The sequence below is a fragment of the Nostoc sp. UIC 10890 genome (genome assembly GCF_054786515.1).
Genome location: NZ_JBSGKF010000001.1, coordinates 6,592,012 through 6,610,738, shown reverse-complemented (window position 1 = coordinate 6,610,738; position 18,727 = coordinate 6,592,012). Strand labels below are relative to the sequence as shown.

The 18,727-nt window shown below is 38.1% G+C and carries 19 protein-coding genes; 16 read left to right on the top strand and 3 right to left on the bottom strand.

Annotated elements, in window-relative coordinates; genetic code table 11:
* Nucleotides 1-340: 340 nt before the first annotated feature.
* The 14 genes from ACWATR_RS27295 (at nucleotide 341) to ACWATR_RS27230 (ending at nucleotide 15,053) form a co-directional block, all read left to right on the top strand.
* Complete coding sequence (locus ACWATR_RS27295) at nucleotides 341-949, top strand: hypothetical protein (RefSeq protein WP_460339147.1); 609 nt, start codon at nucleotides 341-343, stop codon at nucleotides 947-949.
* A 220-nt stretch (nucleotides 950-1,169) separates the two neighbouring features.
* The gene (locus ACWATR_RS27290; protein ID WP_460339145.1) at nucleotides 1,170-2,954 is read left to right on the top strand and encodes an OmpA family protein; all 1,785 of its coding nucleotides are present in this window, start codon (nucleotides 1,170-1,172) and stop codon (nucleotides 2,952-2,954) included.
* 17 nt (nucleotides 2,955-2,971) lie between these two features.
* Nucleotides 2,972-3,469 (top strand): Rab family GTPase, encoded by a 498-nt coding sequence (locus ACWATR_RS27285; protein ID WP_460340706.1) that lies wholly within the window; start codon nucleotides 2,972-2,974, stop codon nucleotides 3,467-3,469.
* Nucleotides 3,470-3,868 (top strand): hypothetical protein, encoded by a 399-nt coding sequence (locus ACWATR_RS27280; RefSeq protein WP_460339143.1) that lies wholly within the window; start codon nucleotides 3,470-3,472, stop codon nucleotides 3,866-3,868.
* Nucleotides 3,869-3,910: 42 nt separating this feature from the next.
* The gene (locus ACWATR_RS27275) at nucleotides 3,911-5,035 is read left to right on the top strand and encodes a sensor histidine kinase (RefSeq protein ID WP_460339141.1); all 1,125 of its coding nucleotides are present in this window, start codon (nucleotides 3,911-3,913) and stop codon (nucleotides 5,033-5,035) included.
* The gene (locus ACWATR_RS27270; protein ID WP_460340778.1) at nucleotides 5,002-5,193 is read left to right on the top strand and encodes a hypothetical protein; all 192 of its coding nucleotides are present in this window, start codon (nucleotides 5,002-5,004) and stop codon (nucleotides 5,191-5,193) included. Before ACWATR_RS27275 ends, ACWATR_RS27270 begins: the two co-directional genes overlap by 34 nt.
* A gap of 215 nt (nucleotides 5,194-5,408) precedes the next feature.
* Nucleotides 5,409-6,689, top strand: coding sequence for a nucleotide sugar dehydrogenase (locus ACWATR_RS27265; RefSeq protein WP_460339139.1), 1,281 nt, complete (start codon nucleotides 5,409-5,411; stop codon nucleotides 6,687-6,689).
* 195 nt (nucleotides 6,690-6,884) lie between these two features.
* Nucleotides 6,885-7,946, top strand: a complete 1,062-nt coding sequence (locus ACWATR_RS27260) for an NAD-dependent epimerase (RefSeq protein ID WP_460339137.1) — start codon at nucleotides 6,885-6,887, stop codon at nucleotides 7,944-7,946.
* Nucleotides 7,946-9,139 carry a glycosyltransferase family 4 protein gene (locus ACWATR_RS27255; RefSeq protein WP_460339135.1) on the top strand — a complete coding sequence of 398 codons (1,194 nt, stop codon included), beginning with the start codon at nucleotides 7,946-7,948 and terminating at the stop codon, nucleotides 9,137-9,139. Before ACWATR_RS27260 ends, ACWATR_RS27255 begins: the two co-directional genes overlap by 1 nt.
* A gap of 55 nt (nucleotides 9,140-9,194) precedes the next feature.
* The gene (locus ACWATR_RS27250; RefSeq protein WP_460339133.1) at nucleotides 9,195-9,836 is read left to right on the top strand and encodes a sugar transferase; all 642 of its coding nucleotides are present in this window, start codon (nucleotides 9,195-9,197) and stop codon (nucleotides 9,834-9,836) included.
* A 32-nt stretch (nucleotides 9,837-9,868) separates the two neighbouring features.
* Complete coding sequence (locus ACWATR_RS27245) at nucleotides 9,869-10,942, top strand: FemAB family protein (RefSeq protein ID WP_460339131.1); 1,074 nt, start codon at nucleotides 9,869-9,871, stop codon at nucleotides 10,940-10,942.
* A 67-nt stretch (nucleotides 10,943-11,009) separates the two neighbouring features.
* Nucleotides 11,010-12,185, top strand: coding sequence for a DegT/DnrJ/EryC1/StrS family aminotransferase (locus ACWATR_RS27240; protein ID WP_460339129.1), 1,176 nt, complete (start codon nucleotides 11,010-11,012; stop codon nucleotides 12,183-12,185).
* Between the two features lie 80 nt (nucleotides 12,186-12,265).
* Nucleotides 12,266-14,446, top strand: coding sequence for a GumC family protein (locus tag ACWATR_RS27235; protein ID WP_460339127.1), 2,181 nt, complete (start codon nucleotides 12,266-12,268; stop codon nucleotides 14,444-14,446).
* Nucleotides 14,424-15,053 (top strand): hypothetical protein, encoded by a 630-nt coding sequence (locus ACWATR_RS27230; RefSeq protein WP_460339125.1) that lies wholly within the window; start codon nucleotides 14,424-14,426, stop codon nucleotides 15,051-15,053. Before ACWATR_RS27235 ends, ACWATR_RS27230 begins: the two co-directional genes overlap by 23 nt.
* Nucleotides 15,054-15,214: 161 nt before the next feature.
* Here the strand turns inward: ACWATR_RS27230 and ACWATR_RS27225 are convergent, their stop codons facing one another.
* Together ACWATR_RS27225 and ACWATR_RS27220 are read right to left on the bottom strand one after the other, a co-directional pair.
* On the bottom strand, nucleotides 15,215-15,913 hold the full coding sequence (locus tag ACWATR_RS27225) for a DUF6745 domain-containing protein (RefSeq protein WP_460339123.1): 699 nt from the start codon (nucleotides 15,911-15,913) through the stop codon (nucleotides 15,215-15,217).
* The gene (locus tag ACWATR_RS27220) at nucleotides 15,913-16,254 is read right to left on the bottom strand and encodes a hypothetical protein (RefSeq protein WP_460339121.1); all 342 of its coding nucleotides are present in this window, start codon (nucleotides 16,252-16,254) and stop codon (nucleotides 15,913-15,915) included. Before ACWATR_RS27220 ends, ACWATR_RS27225 begins: the two co-directional genes overlap by 1 nt.
* Before the next feature lie 196 nt (nucleotides 16,255-16,450).
* Between ACWATR_RS27220 and ACWATR_RS27215 the strand changes: the two genes are divergently transcribed.
* Nucleotides 16,451-16,900 (top strand): hypothetical protein, encoded by a 450-nt coding sequence (locus ACWATR_RS27215; RefSeq protein WP_460339119.1) that lies wholly within the window; start codon nucleotides 16,451-16,453, stop codon nucleotides 16,898-16,900.
* Between the two features lie 35 nt (nucleotides 16,901-16,935).
* Here the strand turns inward: ACWATR_RS27215 and ACWATR_RS27210 are convergent, their stop codons facing one another.
* On the bottom strand, nucleotides 16,936-17,556 hold the full coding sequence (locus ACWATR_RS27210) for an rRNA large subunit pseudouridine synthase E (protein WP_460339117.1): 621 nt from the start codon (nucleotides 17,554-17,556) through the stop codon (nucleotides 16,936-16,938).
* 135 nt (nucleotides 17,557-17,691) lie between these two features.
* On the opposite strand from ACWATR_RS27210, the gene ACWATR_RS27205 reads away from it, so the two are divergent.
* Nucleotides 17,692-18,564, top strand: coding sequence for a phosphodiester glycosidase family protein (locus tag ACWATR_RS27205; protein WP_435024861.1), 873 nt, complete (start codon nucleotides 17,692-17,694; stop codon nucleotides 18,562-18,564).
* The last annotated feature ends 163 nt before the right edge of the window (nucleotides 18,565-18,727 follow it).

Genomic DNA, 18,727 nt, shown 5'->3' with positions numbered 1-18,727 from the left:
TACATTCCCAGCCTCCAGGCTGGGAACGAGACGACACAAGCTTTTGGGCTTTTCTTAGTGCCATTCGCCACTTGTACTTAGGTGGCTTTTTTCGCTACGTAGCAAGTACTACTAGCTTCAGCATTGTATATGTCAGTTCGCTTTTTCATTTAAAATAGAATACTGATAAAAACCACTATTTATGGTTCCAATGACTGAAATTTAGATGTTTTATTACTTATCTAAGTAAAATATATTTTTGTATCAAAACGCACTTTAATACGCACTAGTATCTAGGCTCTAGATATGGTATCACAACTGACAGCCAAACCAACTTTTAGTTTTACAAGGAATTCAAAATATGAACCCGCCGGAAGAGTACAGCCATAATAATTCCTTAGAAGTAGAGAAATGGGGATCTAATTCAGAAATAAATAAGCAGCATTTGAGCAGTAACTATATTAGCGAAAATAGCAACTTAGATAAAGTTAGAGAAATTCTTTTTGGTAATCAAACACGAGATACTGAAAAAAGGTTTGCCCGCTTAGAAGAACGTCTAATTAAAGAATTGGGCAATGTCCGCGATGAAACAAGAAAACGTTTAGATTCCTTAGAAAATTATATCAAACAAGAAGTTGATTCTTTAACAGAACGGCTAAAAAATGAGCAGGGAGAACGTGATGGTCAGGTGAAAGCTGTTGCTGAAGAAAGTAAAAATTTAATTACATCTTTGGAAAACAAGATTAATCAATTTGATCAACAAACTACTAATAGTCAGCGAGAGTTACGTGAGCAGATTCTCAATCAATCTAAAAGTTTACAAGATGATATCCAGCAGAAATCTCAGGAAATCCTAGCTTTATTAGAAAGGGAAGCTCAAGAACTTCGCAGGGATAAAACTGATCGCTCCAATCTTGCTGCTATGTTTACAGAGTTAGCCATCCGACTGAATGCAGAAAACAAGTCTTGAAGTAAGCTGGCGCAATTAAAGCTAACTGGTGGGGGCTGTAATTTGTCCTACGCTACGGGAACGTCTATGTCATTGGTTATTGATTAAGTGTTTTAAACCTATTTACGTTTTATAACATTTCAAAGATCCTCTAAGAGTTAATTCTTGATCCATCCATACATCTCTCCTGTTTACAACAGAATGCTACTTCAGATAAATTGTGAATTGAGGGATTTTGGTAATGAGTGACTATTCGACAAATCCAATACCGAAAGCATCCTCTGAAGCTTTGAATAGCAACAGCCAAACCTCCGAAATCAATGATGAACTAACTCTACTCCGCAGTTTGCTTCTGGATATTGAGCCAACTAAACTGAAAAAATTTTATGAGCGATTAGAAAACCCTCAAATTCAACCAGAAGATATTAGCCAGATGCTTCCTGAAGCTGTTATCCTGCGGTCAAAGCAAGATAAACAACTTGGACAAGTAATGGTGTCAACTGTGGAAGACGCTATTGAAGTTTCTGTTAAACAAGACCACAATGTGCTTGCAGATGCATTATTTCCAGTGATTGGGCCAGCCACTCGCAAGGCTATTTCCACGGCTCTTGAGGAAATGATGCAATCGATGAATCAAACCCTGGAACATAGCTTATCTCCACAGAGCTTTAAGTGGAGACTAGAAGCGAAACGTACAGGAAAATCATTTGCGGAAATTGTGCTGTTACGGACGTTAGTTTATCGAGTAGAACAAATATTTCTGATTCATAAAAACTCTGGATTATTGCTTCAACATTTAGTAACAACGCAGGTAGCAGTTCAAGATCCCGATTTAGTAGCTGCTATGTTGACAGCTATCCAAGATTTTGTCCAAGATTCGTTCAGTATTCAAAAAGGAGATGGGATAAAGAGTTTACGCTTTGGAGAACTCACGATTTGGATTGAAGAGGGGCCGCAAGCGTTAATAGCAGCGATGATTCGGGGAAATCCTCCCCAAGAATTAAGGTTAGTTTTGCGAGAAGCAATAGAGAAAATTCACCTGAAGCTCAGTAGAGAAATTAAAAATTTTACAGGGGAGACAGAAGCATTTCAGCTAAGTAAGCCTTATTTAGAAGCTTGTCTGGTAATTCAGTATAAATCTCCGGCCAAACAAAATTATACCTATGCCTGGGCTTTCTTGGGTGCGATCGCGATCGCTTGCGGGACTTGGGGCTTTTTTACAATTAGAGAGCAACTCCGTTGGCAAGCCTATCTCCAAAAACTCAACTCTCAACCAGGAATTGTTGTGATAAACTCCCAGAAAGGTTTTGGAAAATACTTTATTTCGGGAATGCGCGATCCCTTAGCAGTAGATCCCAATACATTGATACAACAAACAAATATTAATCCCAAAATGGTAAGTAGCCAGTGGCAACCTTATCTTTCTTTAGAGCCACAATTCACTATCAAAAGAGTTGAACAATTGTTAAGTCCACCACAAACTGTATCACTACAAGTTGATAATAATGGTGTTCTTATTGCTACTGGTCATGCCCCCCGCAAATGGATTTTAGAAGCACGGAAATTATGGTATTTTATTCCTGGCATCACCAAATTACAAGACAAAAATCTTGTGGACATAGAACTGAGACAATTAGAATCATACAAAAAACAAATAGAACAAAAAATATTATTTTTTTCAGAAGGGACAACTGAGTTGATGCCTGGTGAAGCTGACAAGTTACCTAATTTATTTATATCCGTCCGTAAATATTTAGATATTGCTAAGTATCTGGGGAAAAATGCACAGATTCAAATAATTGGACATACCAGTAGCACTGGAACAGAAGGGCAAAATAAGCTGCTCAGTCAAGCCCGTGCTAATAAAATTCTATCTTATTTAAAATCTCAAGGAATTAATATAAACGAATTTAAAGCCATAGGGGTAAGTTATAGCCTACCTTTACAGCCAGAAGTAACACCAGAATCTAAAAAAGTTAATCGGAGAGTATCTTTCAAGGTATTCATGGCTAATACCTCTAAATAAAATTAAATCAATTTATGATTATCCAGAAAAAGATTTGTATGATCGGTGCATTTGCTACAGGTAAAACTAGTTTAGTAGCGAGGTTAGTCCACAGTATTTTTTCAGAAAAATACCATACTACAGTGGGTGTAAAAATTGATAAAAAAACTATAGATATTCAAGACAACAAAATAAATCTTATTCTTTGGGATATTTATGGAGAAGACGAATTTCAAAAATTACAAATGTCTTATTTACGGGGTTCTGCTGGTTATTTATTAGTCGTAGATGGTACAAGGCATAATACTTTAGAACAAGCTTTTGATTTACAAACAAAAGTAGAAGATACGATTGGGCAAGTTCCCTTTATTTTGGTTATAAACAAATGGGATATAACGGATGAATGGGAAATTGAATCTGCTGAAATAGATGATGTTATGCAAAAGGGTTGGACTGTGATAAAAACCAGTGCTAAAAGTGGTATCGGTGTAGAAGAAGCTTTTCAAACTCTTACTAAAAAAATATTGGATTGCTAAATGTTAGATATTCCTGTTTTTGTAATTACCTATATTCTAAATTTTCTAACCGCAGATTCTTCTCTTGCCTATCTGTTGGTTAATAAAGATGGCAGCCTCCTAAGTTGGGGTGGGAAGCTGGCAGAATATGGAATTACTAATCTCCGTAAAGGAGAAAATGCAAAAGAGCAAGTTATTTTTCTGGAAGGACTACTACCACTAGATAATGCCTCCCTATTTATACCATTTATCCAAACAGAGTATGGCAGTTGTGTAGATGTTCATATATTACCGACAAAGGAAGTAGATTGGGTATTGATGTTAGATAGTAGCTGTGATAGAAATTACCTTTTTCCTATTCAACAAAAAGCCAATGATTTCAGACTATTACAGGAAAAATTAAATAGAAATTTAAATTAGTAACCTAGAATAAAAATTAATTGAGCGTAGCAGATTTAACCCATGAATACATCTATCACAAATGATATGCTCACCGCTTTAGATATTCTAGCGTTAGAGCAAATTAATGAAGGGTTATTTAAAATAATTGGTAATTTACCTGATTGGTACAATCAGTTTTCTTGTAAAGAATTAGCATCAGGGATAAATATATCAATACCGCAGGAAGAGTTTTCTTTTTTAAAGAATTTTTTAATTGATGCTGAAGAATTTTGGATTAACAATAATAATAATGTAAAAAAACTGAGTTCAGGTTTATGGACTGAAATAGATGCCACTGGGCAAGAATATCATTTGAAAGCTTATGCAATTTTTGTCGATAATAAGAAACTTTTATTAATTGAGGCTTTAGAAGATTCTTATAAAGAACAGCAGTATATTCTACAAAAAGCTAGAGAATATAAGTTAATTTATCAGCAATTGCTCAAAGATAATCAAAAAAAAGATGTTTTAATCCATTGTCTGATCCATGATATAGCAGTGGAATTAAGTGCTATAAATTGCTGTTTTGCACTCCTAGAATTTGAGAATTTAACACCTCAAGGAAAAGAGTATCTAGAAACTGGTATCAAGCAATGTCTAAAACAAGAGATGCTAATTAAGGATACTTTAGATGCTTTTTCTAATGAAGTACTATTACCAGAAAATTCTCCTATTGGTATTGAAGAAGCACCCAACATATTAACTTCCATCCAAGAGGTAATTGAGTTTTTAAAGCCTAATTTTGCTCTTAATCATATACAATTACAGTTTGCCGCTAACATTGATAAGACAATAGACTGGACGGTTATTGGAGATCAATCTCGTTTAGATAGAGTGATTTCTAATCTAGTAGAAAATGCTTATCGTTACAGTGTACCAGATTCTACTGTGACTATTGGTCTAGAATTAGATGGGGAGTATGTTTTAGTTACTGTAGATGATCAGGGCTTGGGTGTATCGCCAGAAATGGTAAAAAATTTATTTCAAAAGTTCTCCCAAGGTAAAGATAAATCAGGGAGAGCGGGTTTAGGTCTTTATTTTTGTAGAATCACACTCGAACGCTGGGGAGGTAGAATTGGTTATTTACCTCGTCCCGAAGGTGGTTCTAGATTTTGGTTCCGCTTGCCAAGACTAGCATCAAAGTAAGAATAACTACAGGTGGACAATTATCTCGTTCCCAGTCTCAGACTGGGAATACCATCTTAGAGGCTCCGCCTCCCTTACTGGCGGCAGAGCCAGCAGGAGTAGCATTTCCAGCCAGAGGCTGGAAACGAGATTTGAACTACAGGTGGATAATTAAATAGATGCGGTTATGTCTTTTTATTTGTAGAAGCTGCGCCAAGTTGGCATTACTCAAATAAAAAAGTGCTACAAAATTGAAACAGAAGAGGATTCCTGTATTAACTGTCCTCAAATTTCAAAGTTAACAAACGAGACTTATCTGAATTATCAAATAATTGTCATTTTGATAAATGACAATTGTCAAACTTCGTATATTTAACTATACTCCCGTTAAGACATGAGCAACCGCATTGCTGTTATTGGTCTTGGCTACGTTGGTCTACCTGTTGCCCTAGCGTTTGCCAAAAAGTTTCCCTACACTATTGGATTTGATATCAATTTAGAGAAAGTTAAAAGTTTAAAACAAGGCTGCGATCGCACGGGTCAAATCTCTACCGATGAGTTAATAAATTCTAGTCTCATCATCACTTCAGACCTTTACGACTTGGTAGATACAAACTTTTTTGTGATTGCTGTTCCAACCCCAGTTGACCGCAACCACAATCCTGATCTCAGCTTGCTGATTAAAGCCTCTGAACTCGTTGCGAAAGTGCTACAACCTGGTGCGATCGTAGTGTACGAATCCACAGTCTATCCTGGGGTTACAGAGGATATCTGCGGAGCAACTTTGGCCAAAGTATCAGGCTTACAAATGGGTGTTGATTTCAAGCTGGGCTATTCTCCAGAACGGATTAATCCTGGTGACAAGGCTCATACTCTGGAAAAGATTGTCAAAGTGGTAGCTGGGGAAGATGCCGAAACTTTGGAACGAGTTGCAAATGTCTACACAGCCATTATTGATGCTGGTGTATATCGCACCTCTTCAATTAAAGTCGCTGAGGCTGCCAAAGTCATTGAGAATACTCAGCGAGACTTGAATATTGCTTTGATGAACGAACTGGCGTTAATATGCGATCGCATCGGTATCCGCACCCACGATGTTTTAGCAGCTGCAAACACCAAATGGAACTTTTTGCCATTCACCCCAGGACTTGTTGGTGGTCACTGCATTGGGGTTGACCCCTACTATCTAACTACCAAGGCAGAAGAACTGGGGTATCATCCCGAAGTCATCCTAGCCGGTCGTCGGATTAACGACAGTATGGGTACTTACCTTGGTCAGCGTTTTGTCAAACTCTTAGTTGAAGCTAACCTGTCGATTAAAGAAGCACGGGTAGGAATTCTCGGTCTTACCTTTAAAGAAAATGTACCCGACATCCGCAATAGTCGCATACCAGATATGGTGGCAGAATTGCAGCAATTCGGTATTGAACCACTCTTACACGATCCTCTGGTAGATCCTGATGAAGCATATCAAGAGTATGGGATTGATTTAGTAGATTGGCATAACCTATGTGATTTAGATGGGGTAATATTTGCAGTCAGCCATAAAGCTTACTTGGATATGCCTTGCGAACAACTTTTCAACTGTTTGCGTCCAGGTGGAGTGCTAATGGATATCAAGTCTATTTTTAGCCACACTACACTACCACCTCATATTCATTACTGGAGCTTATAAGTAGGTAAACATAATTAAATAATTCGTAATTCGTAATTCGTAATTCGTAATTCGTAATTCGTAACCCTTCTCCTAACGGAGACGCTGCGCGAACGGGTTCGTTAGCCGCTCATGGGGGAAACCCCCTTGGGAGAACACCGCGCTAATTCACTACAAACTTTAATTTATTTACACTTAGCTACTTAGAGAAACATCATGGTCAAGGTTTTAGTCACTGGTGCTGCTGGTTTTATTGGTTTTCATCTCAGTCAACGTTTATTAACCAGAGGTGATGAGGTTGTTGGTCTAGATAACCTAAATGATTACTACGATGTCTTACTTAAAAAAGACCGTTTAGCTCAACTAGAAGAAAACCAAAATTTTAGTTTTTATAGACTGGATTTGGCAGACTCAGTAGCTATAGCTCAACTTTTCGCCGAACAACGCTTTGATGTGGTGGTCAATTTAGCAGCACAAGCTGGTGTCCGATACTCCATCAAGAACCCTCATGCGTATGTAGATAGCAACTTAGTGGGCTTTATTAATATCCTCGAAGGTTGTCGCCATTCAGGCGTTCAACACTTAGTATTTGCCTCTTCTAGTTCTGTATACGGTGCTAATACTAAAACACCCTTTTCTATTCACGACAATGTAGACCATCCAGTTAGTTTATACGCTGCTACAAAAAAAGCTAACGAGTTAATGGCTCATAGTTATAGCCATTTATATGGTTTAGCAACAACTGGACTTCGCTTTTTTACTGTCTATGGGCCGTGGGGTCGTCCAGATATGGCGCTGTTTTTGTTTACTAAAGCAATTTTGTCAAAGCAGCCGATTGATGTGTTTAATTACGGTAGAATGTGCCGAGATTTTACATATATTGATGACATTGTAGAAGGTATTATCCGGGTGATGGATAAAATACCTGAGCCAAATATTGCCTGGTCAGGAGATGCACCCGACCCAGGAACGAGTAAGGCTGCTTATAAAATTTACAACATAGGTAATAATCAACCAGTTGAATTAATGCGCTTTATAGAAGTGCTAGAAGATTGTTTGGGAATGAAAGCACAAAAGAATTTGCTCCCTTTACAACCTGGTGATGTCCCCGTTACTTATGCAGATGTTGATGATTTAGTTAATGATGTAGGCTTTAAACCTAGCACGCCTATTGAGGTAGGAATTGGACGTTTTGTAGCTTGGTATTGTTCTTATTATCATAATGCTAGGACTCAATTAACCCAAAATTCTTGGGTAAAAGTGGGGAGTCGGGAATAATGAAAATACTACATATTTGTGCAATTGGAGACACCGCCCAGATTCTTTTAAGACCTCAGATTGATTATTTATTGTCTCATAATCTATCAGTTGAAATAGCTTGCTCTCCAGGTTTAGAAGTTGAACAATTACAACAACAAGGATACATAGTCCATCCAATTAAAATTGACCGTCGGATATCTCCTCTCTTGAATTTGAGAAGTATTTATCAACTGACGCGATTAATTCAAAAAAATCAGTACGACCTTGTTCACGTACATACTCCAATTGCTGCTGTATTGGGACGTATTGCAGCCAAACTAGCTGGTGTTAAACGAATTGTCTACACTGCTCACGGTTTTCCATTTCACGATCAGTCCTCACTTAGTCAATATCGTTTTTATTTTATTGTCGAAAAACTTGCTGCTTTCATAACTGATTTAATCCTTACTCAAAATCATGAAGATATTGCCACAGCCAAAAAATTAGGTCTTTGTCCGCCGGAAAAAGTATGTTATTTGGGTAACGGTGTAGACATTGATCGTTTTAAGTGCGTAGGCGTAGCCCGTCGTAGACATCGCCTCAATTTAGCTCATCAAAATCAATTACGAAAATCCTTGGATATCCCTGATAGTAGAAACTTAATTATTGGCACAATTGGACGTATAACCCGTAAAAAGGGGAGTGAATATTTAATTGAAGCCACAGCTAAACTTCTTCCTCATTTTCCTAATTTGCAAGTTTTGGTAATTGGCTCACAACTCGATACTGACCCTGAACCTTTTCAGGCAGAACTAATCAAAAAAATTCACTCTTTAGGAATTGAGCAACATATTACCCTCACAGGTAAACGTCAAGATATACCAGAACTTTTAGGGCTGTTAGATATCTTTGTTCTACCTACATTCACTCATGAAGGATTACCCCGATCTATTCTAGAAGCAATGTCAATGAGTTTACCAGTTGTTACTACAGATATTCGGGGTTGTCGAGAAGCTGTAATTCATGGAAAAACAGGTTTAATTGTACCACCTCAAAATAGTCAAAAGTTAGCTGAGGCTTTGGGAATACTATTATCTAACTATGAATTGCGACAAGCTTATGGTCAAGCTAGTCGTGAGCGAGTCGAAGTTAAATATGATGAGGAATTAGTTTTTGCTCGACTGAGTAAGTATTATGAAGAATTAGGAATTTATTCAATATCTCACAAGTAGAAGTTTTGAAAAAAGTCTCACATATATAAGAGGAATAAGAGACAAAGGTGTATTTATGAATCTTAAAAAATTTCAGGGCATTAACTTAAAAAACTACAGCAGATTAATCAAGTCTATATTAGATAGAGTTATGGCAGCGATCGCTTTAATTGTTCTTTTTCCTTTACTCATGGGTGTAGCGATCGCTATTTATTTTCGCATGGGTCAGCCAGTGATTTTTACTCAGCCCCGCCCTGGTCAAAATGCTCGGATTTTTAACTTTTACAAATTCCGTACTATGACCAATGAATGCGATACTGAAGGCAATCTTCTTCCTGATGAAAAACGCCTCACAGCCTTTGGTAAATTGCTGCGTCAAACTAGTCTTGATGAATTACCTCAACTTTGGAATGTCTTAAAAGGAGACATGAGTTTTGTTGGCCCCCGCCCGTTATTAGTAAAGTATCTTGACCGCTATACCCCTCAACAAGCACGCCGCCATGAAGTAAAGCCGGGTATTACTGGCTGGGCACAAGTTAATGGTCGCCGCACATTAGATCAATTTTGGAATAAAAAATTTCAGTTGGATGTTTGGTATATCGATAACTGGAGTCTGTGGCTTGACCTGAAAATTTTGTTCATGACTATATGGCAAGTAATGCAACGAGAAAGCGTCACCCAGGAAGGTCACGTTACATCGGAGGAATTCAAAGGCTAACTTAAAGAATAATTCTTAAATTAATTTTAAAGATGAATATTCAAGTAATTGATTTAGCTAACCCTTTGTGGTTAGAAACACTAGAAAAGCTCAGTTATGATGTTTATCATTTGCCTGAATATGTATATCTAGAATCACAAAGAACTCAATCAATACCAGAGGCGATTTTGATAGCTGATGGTGAAAAAATATTTTTTTTACCTTATTTACTGCGCCGCTGCGATGATTTGTTTGACGGCGAGTTCACAATTCCAGAAGTATTTGATGTAGTTTCGCCTTATGGTTATCCTGGATTTCTGTTAAGTGAAGCGGCGGCTAATACACCCGATTTTTTAAACTTGGCACTTGAAAATCTAAAATCTGTATTCCTATCCAAGAGGGTGTGTTCAGCATTTTTACGCCTGCATCCAATACTCAATCAAAATTTGAATGAAGTTTTAGCCTCTCAAGTTTTTCAACTATCAGGAGAAACTATATCTATTAACTTAAGTCTTTCTGCAACAGAAATATGGCAGCAAACACGACCGGAACACCGCACTTGTATCAATCGGTGTAAACGTGATGGATTTACAACAAGAATGGTTAATTTTCAGGATTATATAGATATTTTTATTGATGTATACACTCAAACAATGCAGCGTGTAGAAGCCAAAAAAAATTTTTATTTTGATTATAAATATTTTGCTGCTCTAGCAAATATGCATGAAAATATCCACTTGTGTATTTTAGAGTTAAATAATAAAGTTGCTTGTGCTGGAATATTTACTGAATGCTGTGAAATAGTTCAATACCATCTTGGAGGAACAAAAAACGAGTTCCTAAAACAAGCTCCTAGTAAGTTAATGTTTGATTACGTTCGATTTTGGGCTAAAGAACGTGGAAATAAATTTTTACATTTGGGCGGTGGTGTTGGTTCAGCTAAAGATAGTCTATACAAATTTAAAGCAGGTTTTTCTAAACAAAAACATTCTTTCTTGACATTACGCCTAATTACAGATGAAGAAAAATATATAGATTTAGTTAAATTACGAGCAAAATCTTTAAAAACTGAGCCAGAAACTTTACTTGAGTCCAACTTTTTCCCTGCTTATCGTTCTCTTAATTGAGGGAAAAATACCAAAACTTACGTAAAGTTTGCATTTAAAAACTGGCAAACATATTTAGGTAATAGGAATGAATAAACCAATTCTACTTTCAACACCTCATATAGGCGATCGCGAACTAGAATTCGTCAAAGAAGCTTTTGAAACTAACTGGATTGCGCCTGTTGGCCCCCATGTTGATGCTTTCGAGCAAGAATTTTGTCAATTAATTGGTGCTAGCCATGCTGTGGCTGTTAGTTCTGGCACAGCGGCTCTGCATTTAGCTTTGCGGTTAGTTGGTGTTGAACCTGGGGATGAAGTTTTTTGCTCTACTTTAACGTTTATTGCGAGTGCTAATCCAATTATTTACTTAGGTGCAAAACCAGTTTTTATTGATAGCGATCGCACTTCTTGGAACATGAACCCTGAATTGTTAGCGGAAGCGCTAAAGCACCGCGCCAAAAAAGGCAAATTACCTAAAGCTGTTGTGGTTGTACATTTATATGGTCAAAGTGCAGATATTGACCAAATTCTAAAAGCTTGTAATCAATACAATATTCCCTTAATTGAAGATGCTGCTGAAGCTTTAGGGGCTACTTATAAAGGGCGTTTTTTAGGAACTTTTGGACACATTGGGATTTACTCTTTCAATGGCAATAAAATTATTACTACCTCTGGTGGTGGGATGTTAGTTTCTAATGATTTAGAGTTAGTAAACAGAGGCAAATTTTTATCAACTCAAGCACGCGATCGCGCTCCTCATTACCAACATTCAGAGATTGGTTACAACTATCGTTTAAGTAACATTTTAGCTGGTATTGGTCGCGGTCAGTTACGTGTTTTGAGTGAGCGAGTGGCAGCTAGAAGACGCAACTTTGAAATCTACTACCAGGCATTGAAAAACCTACCAGGAATAGAATTTATGCCAGAAGCTAATTATGGACGCGCTACTCGTTGGCTAACCTGCTTAACAATAGATCCTGAAGCTTTTGGTGCAAATCGAGAACAAGTCCGCCTAGCACTTATTGAACAGCAAATTGAATCTCGTCCAGTCTGGAAACCTTTACACCTCCAGCCAATTTTTGCTGAGTGTGAATGTTTTGGCGGTGCAGTAGCAGAAGATTTATTTGCCTATGGTCTTTGCTTACCTTCTGGTTCTAATCTTAAACGTGAAGATTTAGAAAGAGTAATTAGTCAAATTAAAGCAGTTCACCATAAAAGTCGATCTGTGTTCATGGTTCCCGAAAAAGTCTATCTTACGACTTAATTTGAATTTCATTTACAGGTATGACTGAGTGATTTGATATTTGATGCTTTTAACAATAATCAAAAAAATGTAATTATTTTATGACACTACAAGAATCTTCTGGAACATTTGATAAATATTCGCAAGTTCTGAAACGCCGTTGGATTAATGCTTTGGGTGTTTTCGTTGGCATATTCATAATTTTACAGGTAGCTACATTCTTCAAGAAACCTTATTATTTAGCAGAAGGAAAACTGAAATTCCAAAGAACAAATACTACTTCTTCATTAACAGGAGTAGGAACAGAAATGAGCAAACTAGAGCCATTAGTCGATAATAAAAGTAATCCTCTGAATACAGAGGCAGAAGTTATTCGTTCTGTACCAGTTGTCAAAACTACCATAAATAGACTTAATCTAAAAGACAAGAAAAATATACATTTAAAAACCAAGCAATTTCTGCAAATGCTCACAGTAAAGGAAATTAATGGCTCTGATATCCTAAGTATTTCCTATAAAGATACAAACCCACAACTAGCCGCGCAAGTTGTTAATACTTTAATAGATGTCTATTTAGAATACAATATATCATCTCATAGAACTCAAGCTACAACTGCTCGCAAGTTTATAGAAAAGCAACTACCAAATGCAGAATTAGTTGTTCGACAAGCAGAAGCAGAACTAGCAGAGTTTAAAGAAAAGTACAAAATTGTTTCTCTGCAAGAAGAAGCGACTAAAGCACTAGAAGTTATTACAGCATTACAACAGCAAATTAATGAATCTCAATCTAGATTTGCCGATGCTGAAGCACAAACTCAAGGAATCCGTAAACAATTGGGTATGAACTCCCAGCAAGCAATAGTTATGACTTCTCTTAGCCAAACTTCAGGAGTACAAGATATTCTTCGAGAAGTTCAACAGTTAGAATCACAACTGGCAGCTAGGCGGACTGTTTTGCAGGAGAACCATCCGCAAATTATCGATTTGGTATACAAATTACAGTCGTTAAATGGGCTACTACAACAACGGATAAAAAACGTTACAGGGGCAAATTCATCACAGCTAAATAATAACTTTCAATTAGGAGAATTACAACAACAGCTTTCTGCAAGACTTGTAGAATTAGAGTCAAATCGTCTGGGTTTAGCAAGACAAATTACTACGTTATCTGGGTTACAAACTGCTTATAAACAACGTTTGAGCAATCTACCGAGATTGGAACAACAACAGCGCCAGTTTGAACGTAAAGTACAAGCCGCACAATCTACTTATTCACTGTTACTACAAAAGCTGCAAGAAAGCCGAATAGCAGAAAATCAAAGCTTAGGTAATGCCAGTATGATATCCGAAGCTGAAGTGCCAGAAGAATCAATTTCATCTCCGATGTTTTTATATTTAGCTACAGGTTTATTGGCTGGTTTAACATCTTTATCTGCTGTCTACTTTTTGGAGAAAATAGATAAATCAATTAAGAATGTTGACCAGGCAAAAGAATTATTGAAATTTACTTTATTAGGGATTATTCCTGACTTCAGTAAGTCGAAAAAGTCTCTTCGTGGTAATGAAGAACTGGAGTTATATAGCAAAAGACTTGTAGTTCGAGATATGCCGCGATCGCAAATTAATGAAGCCTACCGAATGTTGCGGGCAAATCTGAGGTTTACGAGTGCTGATAAGGAGCTAAAAGTTATAGTTGTTACGAGTTCTGTACCCAGAGAAGGTAAATCAACAGTGGCGGCTAATTTAGCTATAACAATGGCTCAGATGGAGCGGAAAGTTTTACTGATAGATGCAGATATGCGTCGTCCTGTTCAACATAAAATCTGGGAACTAATTAATAATCAAGGTCTAAGCAATTTGATTGTTGGACAAGGTGAAATTAGGACAGCCATCAAACAAGTTATGGATAATTTATATGTTCTCACTTCTGGAGTTACACCTCCTAATCCAGGTTCTCTTCTCGACTCGAAAAAAATGGCTGCATTAATTCAAACTTTGTCTGTTTATTACGACTTTGTAATTATTGATTCTCCATCATTAAACGTTGCCGCTGATGCAGCTACTCTAGGTCAAATGGCTGATGGTGTTTTATTTGTTGTTCGTCCAGGGGTCGTTGATTCTGTTAGTGCTAGTGTTGCTAAAGAGCTTTTAGAAAAATCTGGTCAAAATGTCTTGGGACAGGTAGTAAACGGAGCTATTCCTCAGACTGAGCGCTACAGTTACTACTACTCAACTGAGGAAAATAATCTCCCAGAAACTATTGGAGTCCGAAGTAGGAAGTAAGGAATACTTGATTAATCTTATAAATATCTATCTTTATAACCTAGTCGTGGATGATATGGGCGGTATATATGCAACTTTTTTAGGTAATGATTTACAACCAAGTATCAGTAATATATCTTTTGACCATTTTTATATTAAAAATCAACTGGTAACTAATTTTAGTTTTATATCCAGCTATGAAGACAAAAATAACTATAATCAATCAAACTTTATATCAACTACAGCTAATCATTTGTTATCAAAATCTCTCCATATAACCACGTCCAGCTATCCCACGATTGTGAATATTACAGCTACAAAAATGTATGCGTCACAATTTGGAGAAGTAGGGGAGTTTGTCATCACTCGTACTGGTAATATAACTCAAGACTTAATAGTGAAATACAGGATTCACGGAACAGCCGAGGATGGAGTGCATTATCAATCAATTGCTAACTTTGTGACAATTACGGCTGGGGCGAGTGAAATACCAATTATAATTCAACCTCAAAAAAGCGATTATCAAGGAGCGAAAACAGTCTTGTTAACTTTGGAAAATCTGCCCAATAGTAGCCAATATATGCTGGGAACAAACTTTCATGCTGTGGTAAATATTCTTAATTTGTAAACTTATACCAATTCAATTAATGATTGCAACACATCCTTGGGTAAAGACGCGATGAATCGCGTCTCTACAAATGGTCTATTTGTGGCATTCTTTTTTCAAATTGGTATTATAGAATATTGCCCGCTATCTTCTTTCCCTATTACTGAATCTTACTTAAAACTTTACGCCTCGATCGCAGGGTGATAATCATCTGGATTATTAAAGCCTGCAATCCAGGCTGCTGCTTGATGGCAACTCCGTATATGAGGGGGAACGCGCAGGATATGAATATGTCCTGTGGATGGACAAGTGACTTTCAATACCATAAGCGGTTCGTCATCCTCAAAAGGAATGTAGACTAGTTGACGTTCTCCACCAGCGTCTCGATCGCGATCGCGGATTAATCCTCCCACTTGCTGCAAAAATGTCTCGTATCCCAGACGTTCAATCAGCACGCGACGCAACTCAACATTCTCTATATTCAGAATATCCTGTCCGGTTAGGGACTCGGATTCAAAGGCAATGCGATCGTTTACCTGCACGCCTCGCCAACGCAAAATAAAACCATGCCCCGCAGATAGACTGGTAATCCCACTTCCGGCCAACTCAATCCAATAAGTGATATGCAGTCCTTTGGGAAGGGTAGTGAGGTTTACACAGTCGCTAATATCAATACTTTCACAGGTTAAATTTTCAGGTAGATTGTAAAGATCCAACGCACCGCTTAAATCCAGATGCCCCAAAACGCGCATACCATCCCAGGCGCGATGTTCAAGGATGAGTTTTCGAGCACGTTCAGCCGATACAGGCTCGTGGCTTTCCTTTGGGCGCTGCAAAACTTGTTTATTCGGCACACGTCCCTGCGACATCATCTTGAGCATTAGTCCATCACCTCTACATAAGCATCAGGGCGATATTCACGTTGTCTCCAGACGCGGTAAAGCCCTTGGGGTAATTCAATCGCCCGATGTTCTTCATGAACTAAAGTAGCACTGGGTTCTTTAACCTCAAGAAAAAGGTCACTACCATGTACCCACAACTGAACAGCATTGGATTGCTGAATGCGATGGCTGTGTCCTGTGATTTCACCATGAGCAAGAGTAGCACCTACACGCCTTTGAGCAGCTACAGGTAAAGTTGCAATACCTCTGATCAGAACGTCACCATGTCTGTAGAGAACACTACCTTGGTTAGCTTGAGATTTGTTGCTGTTGTTAAACATCTTTCCATCATAACAATACCTTTCTAATAATATTAGCAAAAATAAAATTCGGTAATTTTGATAGACTTAACATAGGTTATCAGTCGTTAGCAAATCATCATAAACAACTCTAAGAATTAAGCTTTAGAAGTAATGAGAAATGCCAATTATTAAAGTTAAGTCTGCAACCACAAACAAGTATCTTTTCATATAAGCAATGACTCAAAAAGCTGCCTTATCTCGATTTGCCATAGCATTTATTGCAGGCTTTGTGTCTGTTTTGCTATTTCACCAAGGTATGTTGGCGCTGCTACATACAGTGAATTTCACGCCTCGCGCCCCCTATTCAACTGCACCTACACAACCATTTGGAATCCCGCAGATTTTGTCAAGTGCCTTCTGGGGAGGGATTTGGGGACTGATTTGGGTAGCGATCGCGCCTCGTTTTCGGCATAATCAAAGCTATTGGTTAGCAGCATTATTATTTGGTGCAATTCTCCCGACGCTAGTGGCTTGGTTTGTAGTTGCACCGCTTAAGGATCAGCCTATCGCTGGCGGCTGGAAACTTGCGGGAATAGTGACAGGTTTATTGGTTAATGGTGCTTGGGGTGTGGGAACTGCTGGGTTACTAAGATTGTTCTCTAGAAGGCAATTGTTCAGCAGTTAGAGTTTTAGCAAATCAACGTAAAAAGTCAATTTATGTTAGAGAGCATTCGCTTTTGGGGGAAAACTTTTCGATTTACTGAAATTATGCAGAAATTGCAGTTCAGATGCCGTGAGGTCGCGCCATTGACCTAATTGTAGGTCACTTAATTGTAAGTGAGCTATTTTGACCCTGACCAGTCGCAAAGTTGGAAACCCTACAGCCGCAGTCATGCGCCGTACTTGGCGATTTTTTCCCTCTGTCAAAGTCATTTCCAGCCAAGCTGTCGGTACATTTTTGCGAAATCTAATCGGTGGAGTGCGTTCAGGTAACTGTGGTTCTTCTGGTAAAAGCCTAACTTCTGCTGGTTGAGTGCGGTAATCTTGAATTTCCACACCTGTTTGCAACCTATTAATAGCATCTACATCTGGAATTCGCTCTACCTGTACCCAGTAAGTACGTTTATGGCCAAAACGCGGATGGGCGAGGCGATGTTGCAATTGTCCATCGTTCGTTAACAGCAGCAATCCTTCACTATCCCAGTCTAAGCGTCCCACAGGATACACATCAGGCACATCAATATAATCTTTTAGAGTGCTATGTGTGGGGGCATCTTTTGTAAACTGGCTGAGAACGCCATAAGGTTTGTAAAAAATAATATATCGGTAATGATTTGTCATTTGTCATTTGTCATTGGGCATTGGGCATTGCTTATTTTCCTTGTCTCCCTCATCTCCATCACACAAGTGTTTAATGGGTAAAATTATCTAAAGATTTGGGCATCCTAATAAAAACAATATAGTGAAGAGTTGATTATGCCAAGTTCCAAAATCTGCCGACGGTCTTTCTTGTTTTTAGGAGGTGCTGTCTTGGCACAAGGATTAACATTGGCGCTCCCGGCAGCTGCTCAAACTGTACAAGTGAAGAGGGGTAAGGTAAATGGTTTCTCTTTTTATCAAACTATTATTGACCTCACTGACCCCAAAACCTTTATTACTATTGGTTTAGCAAATAATGCAACTTTGGCTAATACTAATCAAAAAACTAATGGTGATGAAGAATTTAACAATTTAGTGGCTCGTCATCGTGCGGCTGTCGTTGCTAATGGTACTTTTTTTGCCAAGAATGCCCAGAAAACAGTGATGGGTAACATGGTAGCGGCAGGGAGATTCCTCAAATACAGCCAATGGGAAAATTTTGGTACTACTTTGGGGTTGCGAGTTGGCAATAAACCGGAAATGGTGACAGCACGGGTTGACGGTAAACCGGAATGGAATCAACATTGGTTGTCTATTACCTGTGGGCCTCGATTGTTGAGACAGGGACAAATTTGGCTGAAGCCGGATGTTGAAGGATTTAAAGATCCTGGTGTTTTAGGTACTGGCGCACGAACTGCGATCGGGTTTCCTGCTGATGGTAAAAAGCTATTTTTGATAAATTTCGATAGTGGATTAACTTTACAACAAGAAGCACAAGCGATGAAAGCAATTGGCTGTTACGAAGCGATGAATTTAGATGGTGGTGCATCGAAAGCCTTTGCTGCTAACGGTAAAATTTTAGTCCCTGCCGGACGCCCACTCACTAATGTAATTGTTGTTTATGATGCCAAGAATCCTGCCCCTACTGCTTTACAACAGTCATGGGCAAGGTTTCAGAAAGGCGATCGCCCCATCATACCTGGTGGTTAAAAGCTTTTGATTAGTGATAATACGCAATTAACTATATCAGAAAATACAAAATTAGATAATTAAAGTGAAGTAGTGACACTTAAATAAACAGCCACTATAGTAATGAAATTAACTAAATTTCATATATAGCAGGTTAGCTGAATAATGCTTACAAGTCAGTCAA

What these genes read in the sequence shown, in the direction of transcription:
- ACWATR_RS27295 (WP_460339147.1), top strand. Translation starts at nt 341, where the DNA reads ATGAACCCGCCGGAAGAGTACAGCCATAATAATTCCTTAGAAGTAGAG.
- ACWATR_RS27290 (WP_460339145.1), top strand. Translation starts at nt 1,170, where the DNA reads ATGAGTGACTATTCGACAAATCCAATACCGAAAGCATCCTCTGAAGCT.
- ACWATR_RS27280 (WP_460339143.1), top strand. Translation starts at nt 3,470, where the DNA reads ATGTTAGATATTCCTGTTTTTGTAATTACCTATATTCTAAATTTTCTA.
- ACWATR_RS27275 (WP_460339141.1), top strand. Translation starts at nt 3,911, where the DNA reads ATGAATACATCTATCACAAATGATATGCTCACCGCTTTAGATATTCTA.
- ACWATR_RS27265 (WP_460339139.1), top strand. Translation starts at nt 5,409, where the DNA reads ATGAGCAACCGCATTGCTGTTATTGGTCTTGGCTACGTTGGTCTACCT.
- ACWATR_RS27260 (WP_460339137.1), top strand. Translation starts at nt 6,885, where the DNA reads ATGGTCAAGGTTTTAGTCACTGGTGCTGCTGGTTTTATTGGTTTTCAT.
- ACWATR_RS27255 (WP_460339135.1), top strand. Translation starts at nt 7,946, where the DNA reads ATGAAAATACTACATATTTGTGCAATTGGAGACACCGCCCAGATTCTT.
- ACWATR_RS27250 (WP_460339133.1), top strand. Translation starts at nt 9,195, where the DNA reads ATGAATCTTAAAAAATTTCAGGGCATTAACTTAAAAAACTACAGCAGA.
- ACWATR_RS27245 (WP_460339131.1), top strand. Translation starts at nt 9,869, where the DNA reads ATGAATATTCAAGTAATTGATTTAGCTAACCCTTTGTGGTTAGAAACA.
- ACWATR_RS27240 (WP_460339129.1), top strand. Translation starts at nt 11,010, where the DNA reads ATGAATAAACCAATTCTACTTTCAACACCTCATATAGGCGATCGCGAA.
- ACWATR_RS27235 (WP_460339127.1), top strand. Translation starts at nt 12,266, where the DNA reads ATGACACTACAAGAATCTTCTGGAACATTTGATAAATATTCGCAAGTT.
- ACWATR_RS27225 (WP_460339123.1), bottom strand. Translation starts at nt 15,913, where the DNA reads ATGCTCAAGATGATGTCGCAGGGACGTGTGCCGAATAAACAAGTTTTG.
- ACWATR_RS27220 (WP_460339121.1), bottom strand. Translation starts at nt 16,254, where the DNA reads ATGTTTAACAACAGCAACAAATCTCAAGCTAACCAAGGTAGTGTTCTC.
- ACWATR_RS27215 (WP_460339119.1), top strand. Translation starts at nt 16,451, where the DNA reads ATGACTCAAAAAGCTGCCTTATCTCGATTTGCCATAGCATTTATTGCA.
- ACWATR_RS27210 (WP_460339117.1), bottom strand. Translation starts at nt 17,556, where the DNA reads ATGACAAATCATTACCGATATATTATTTTTTACAAACCTTATGGCGTT.
- ACWATR_RS27205 (WP_435024861.1), top strand. Translation starts at nt 17,692, where the DNA reads ATGCCAAGTTCCAAAATCTGCCGACGGTCTTTCTTGTTTTTAGGAGGT.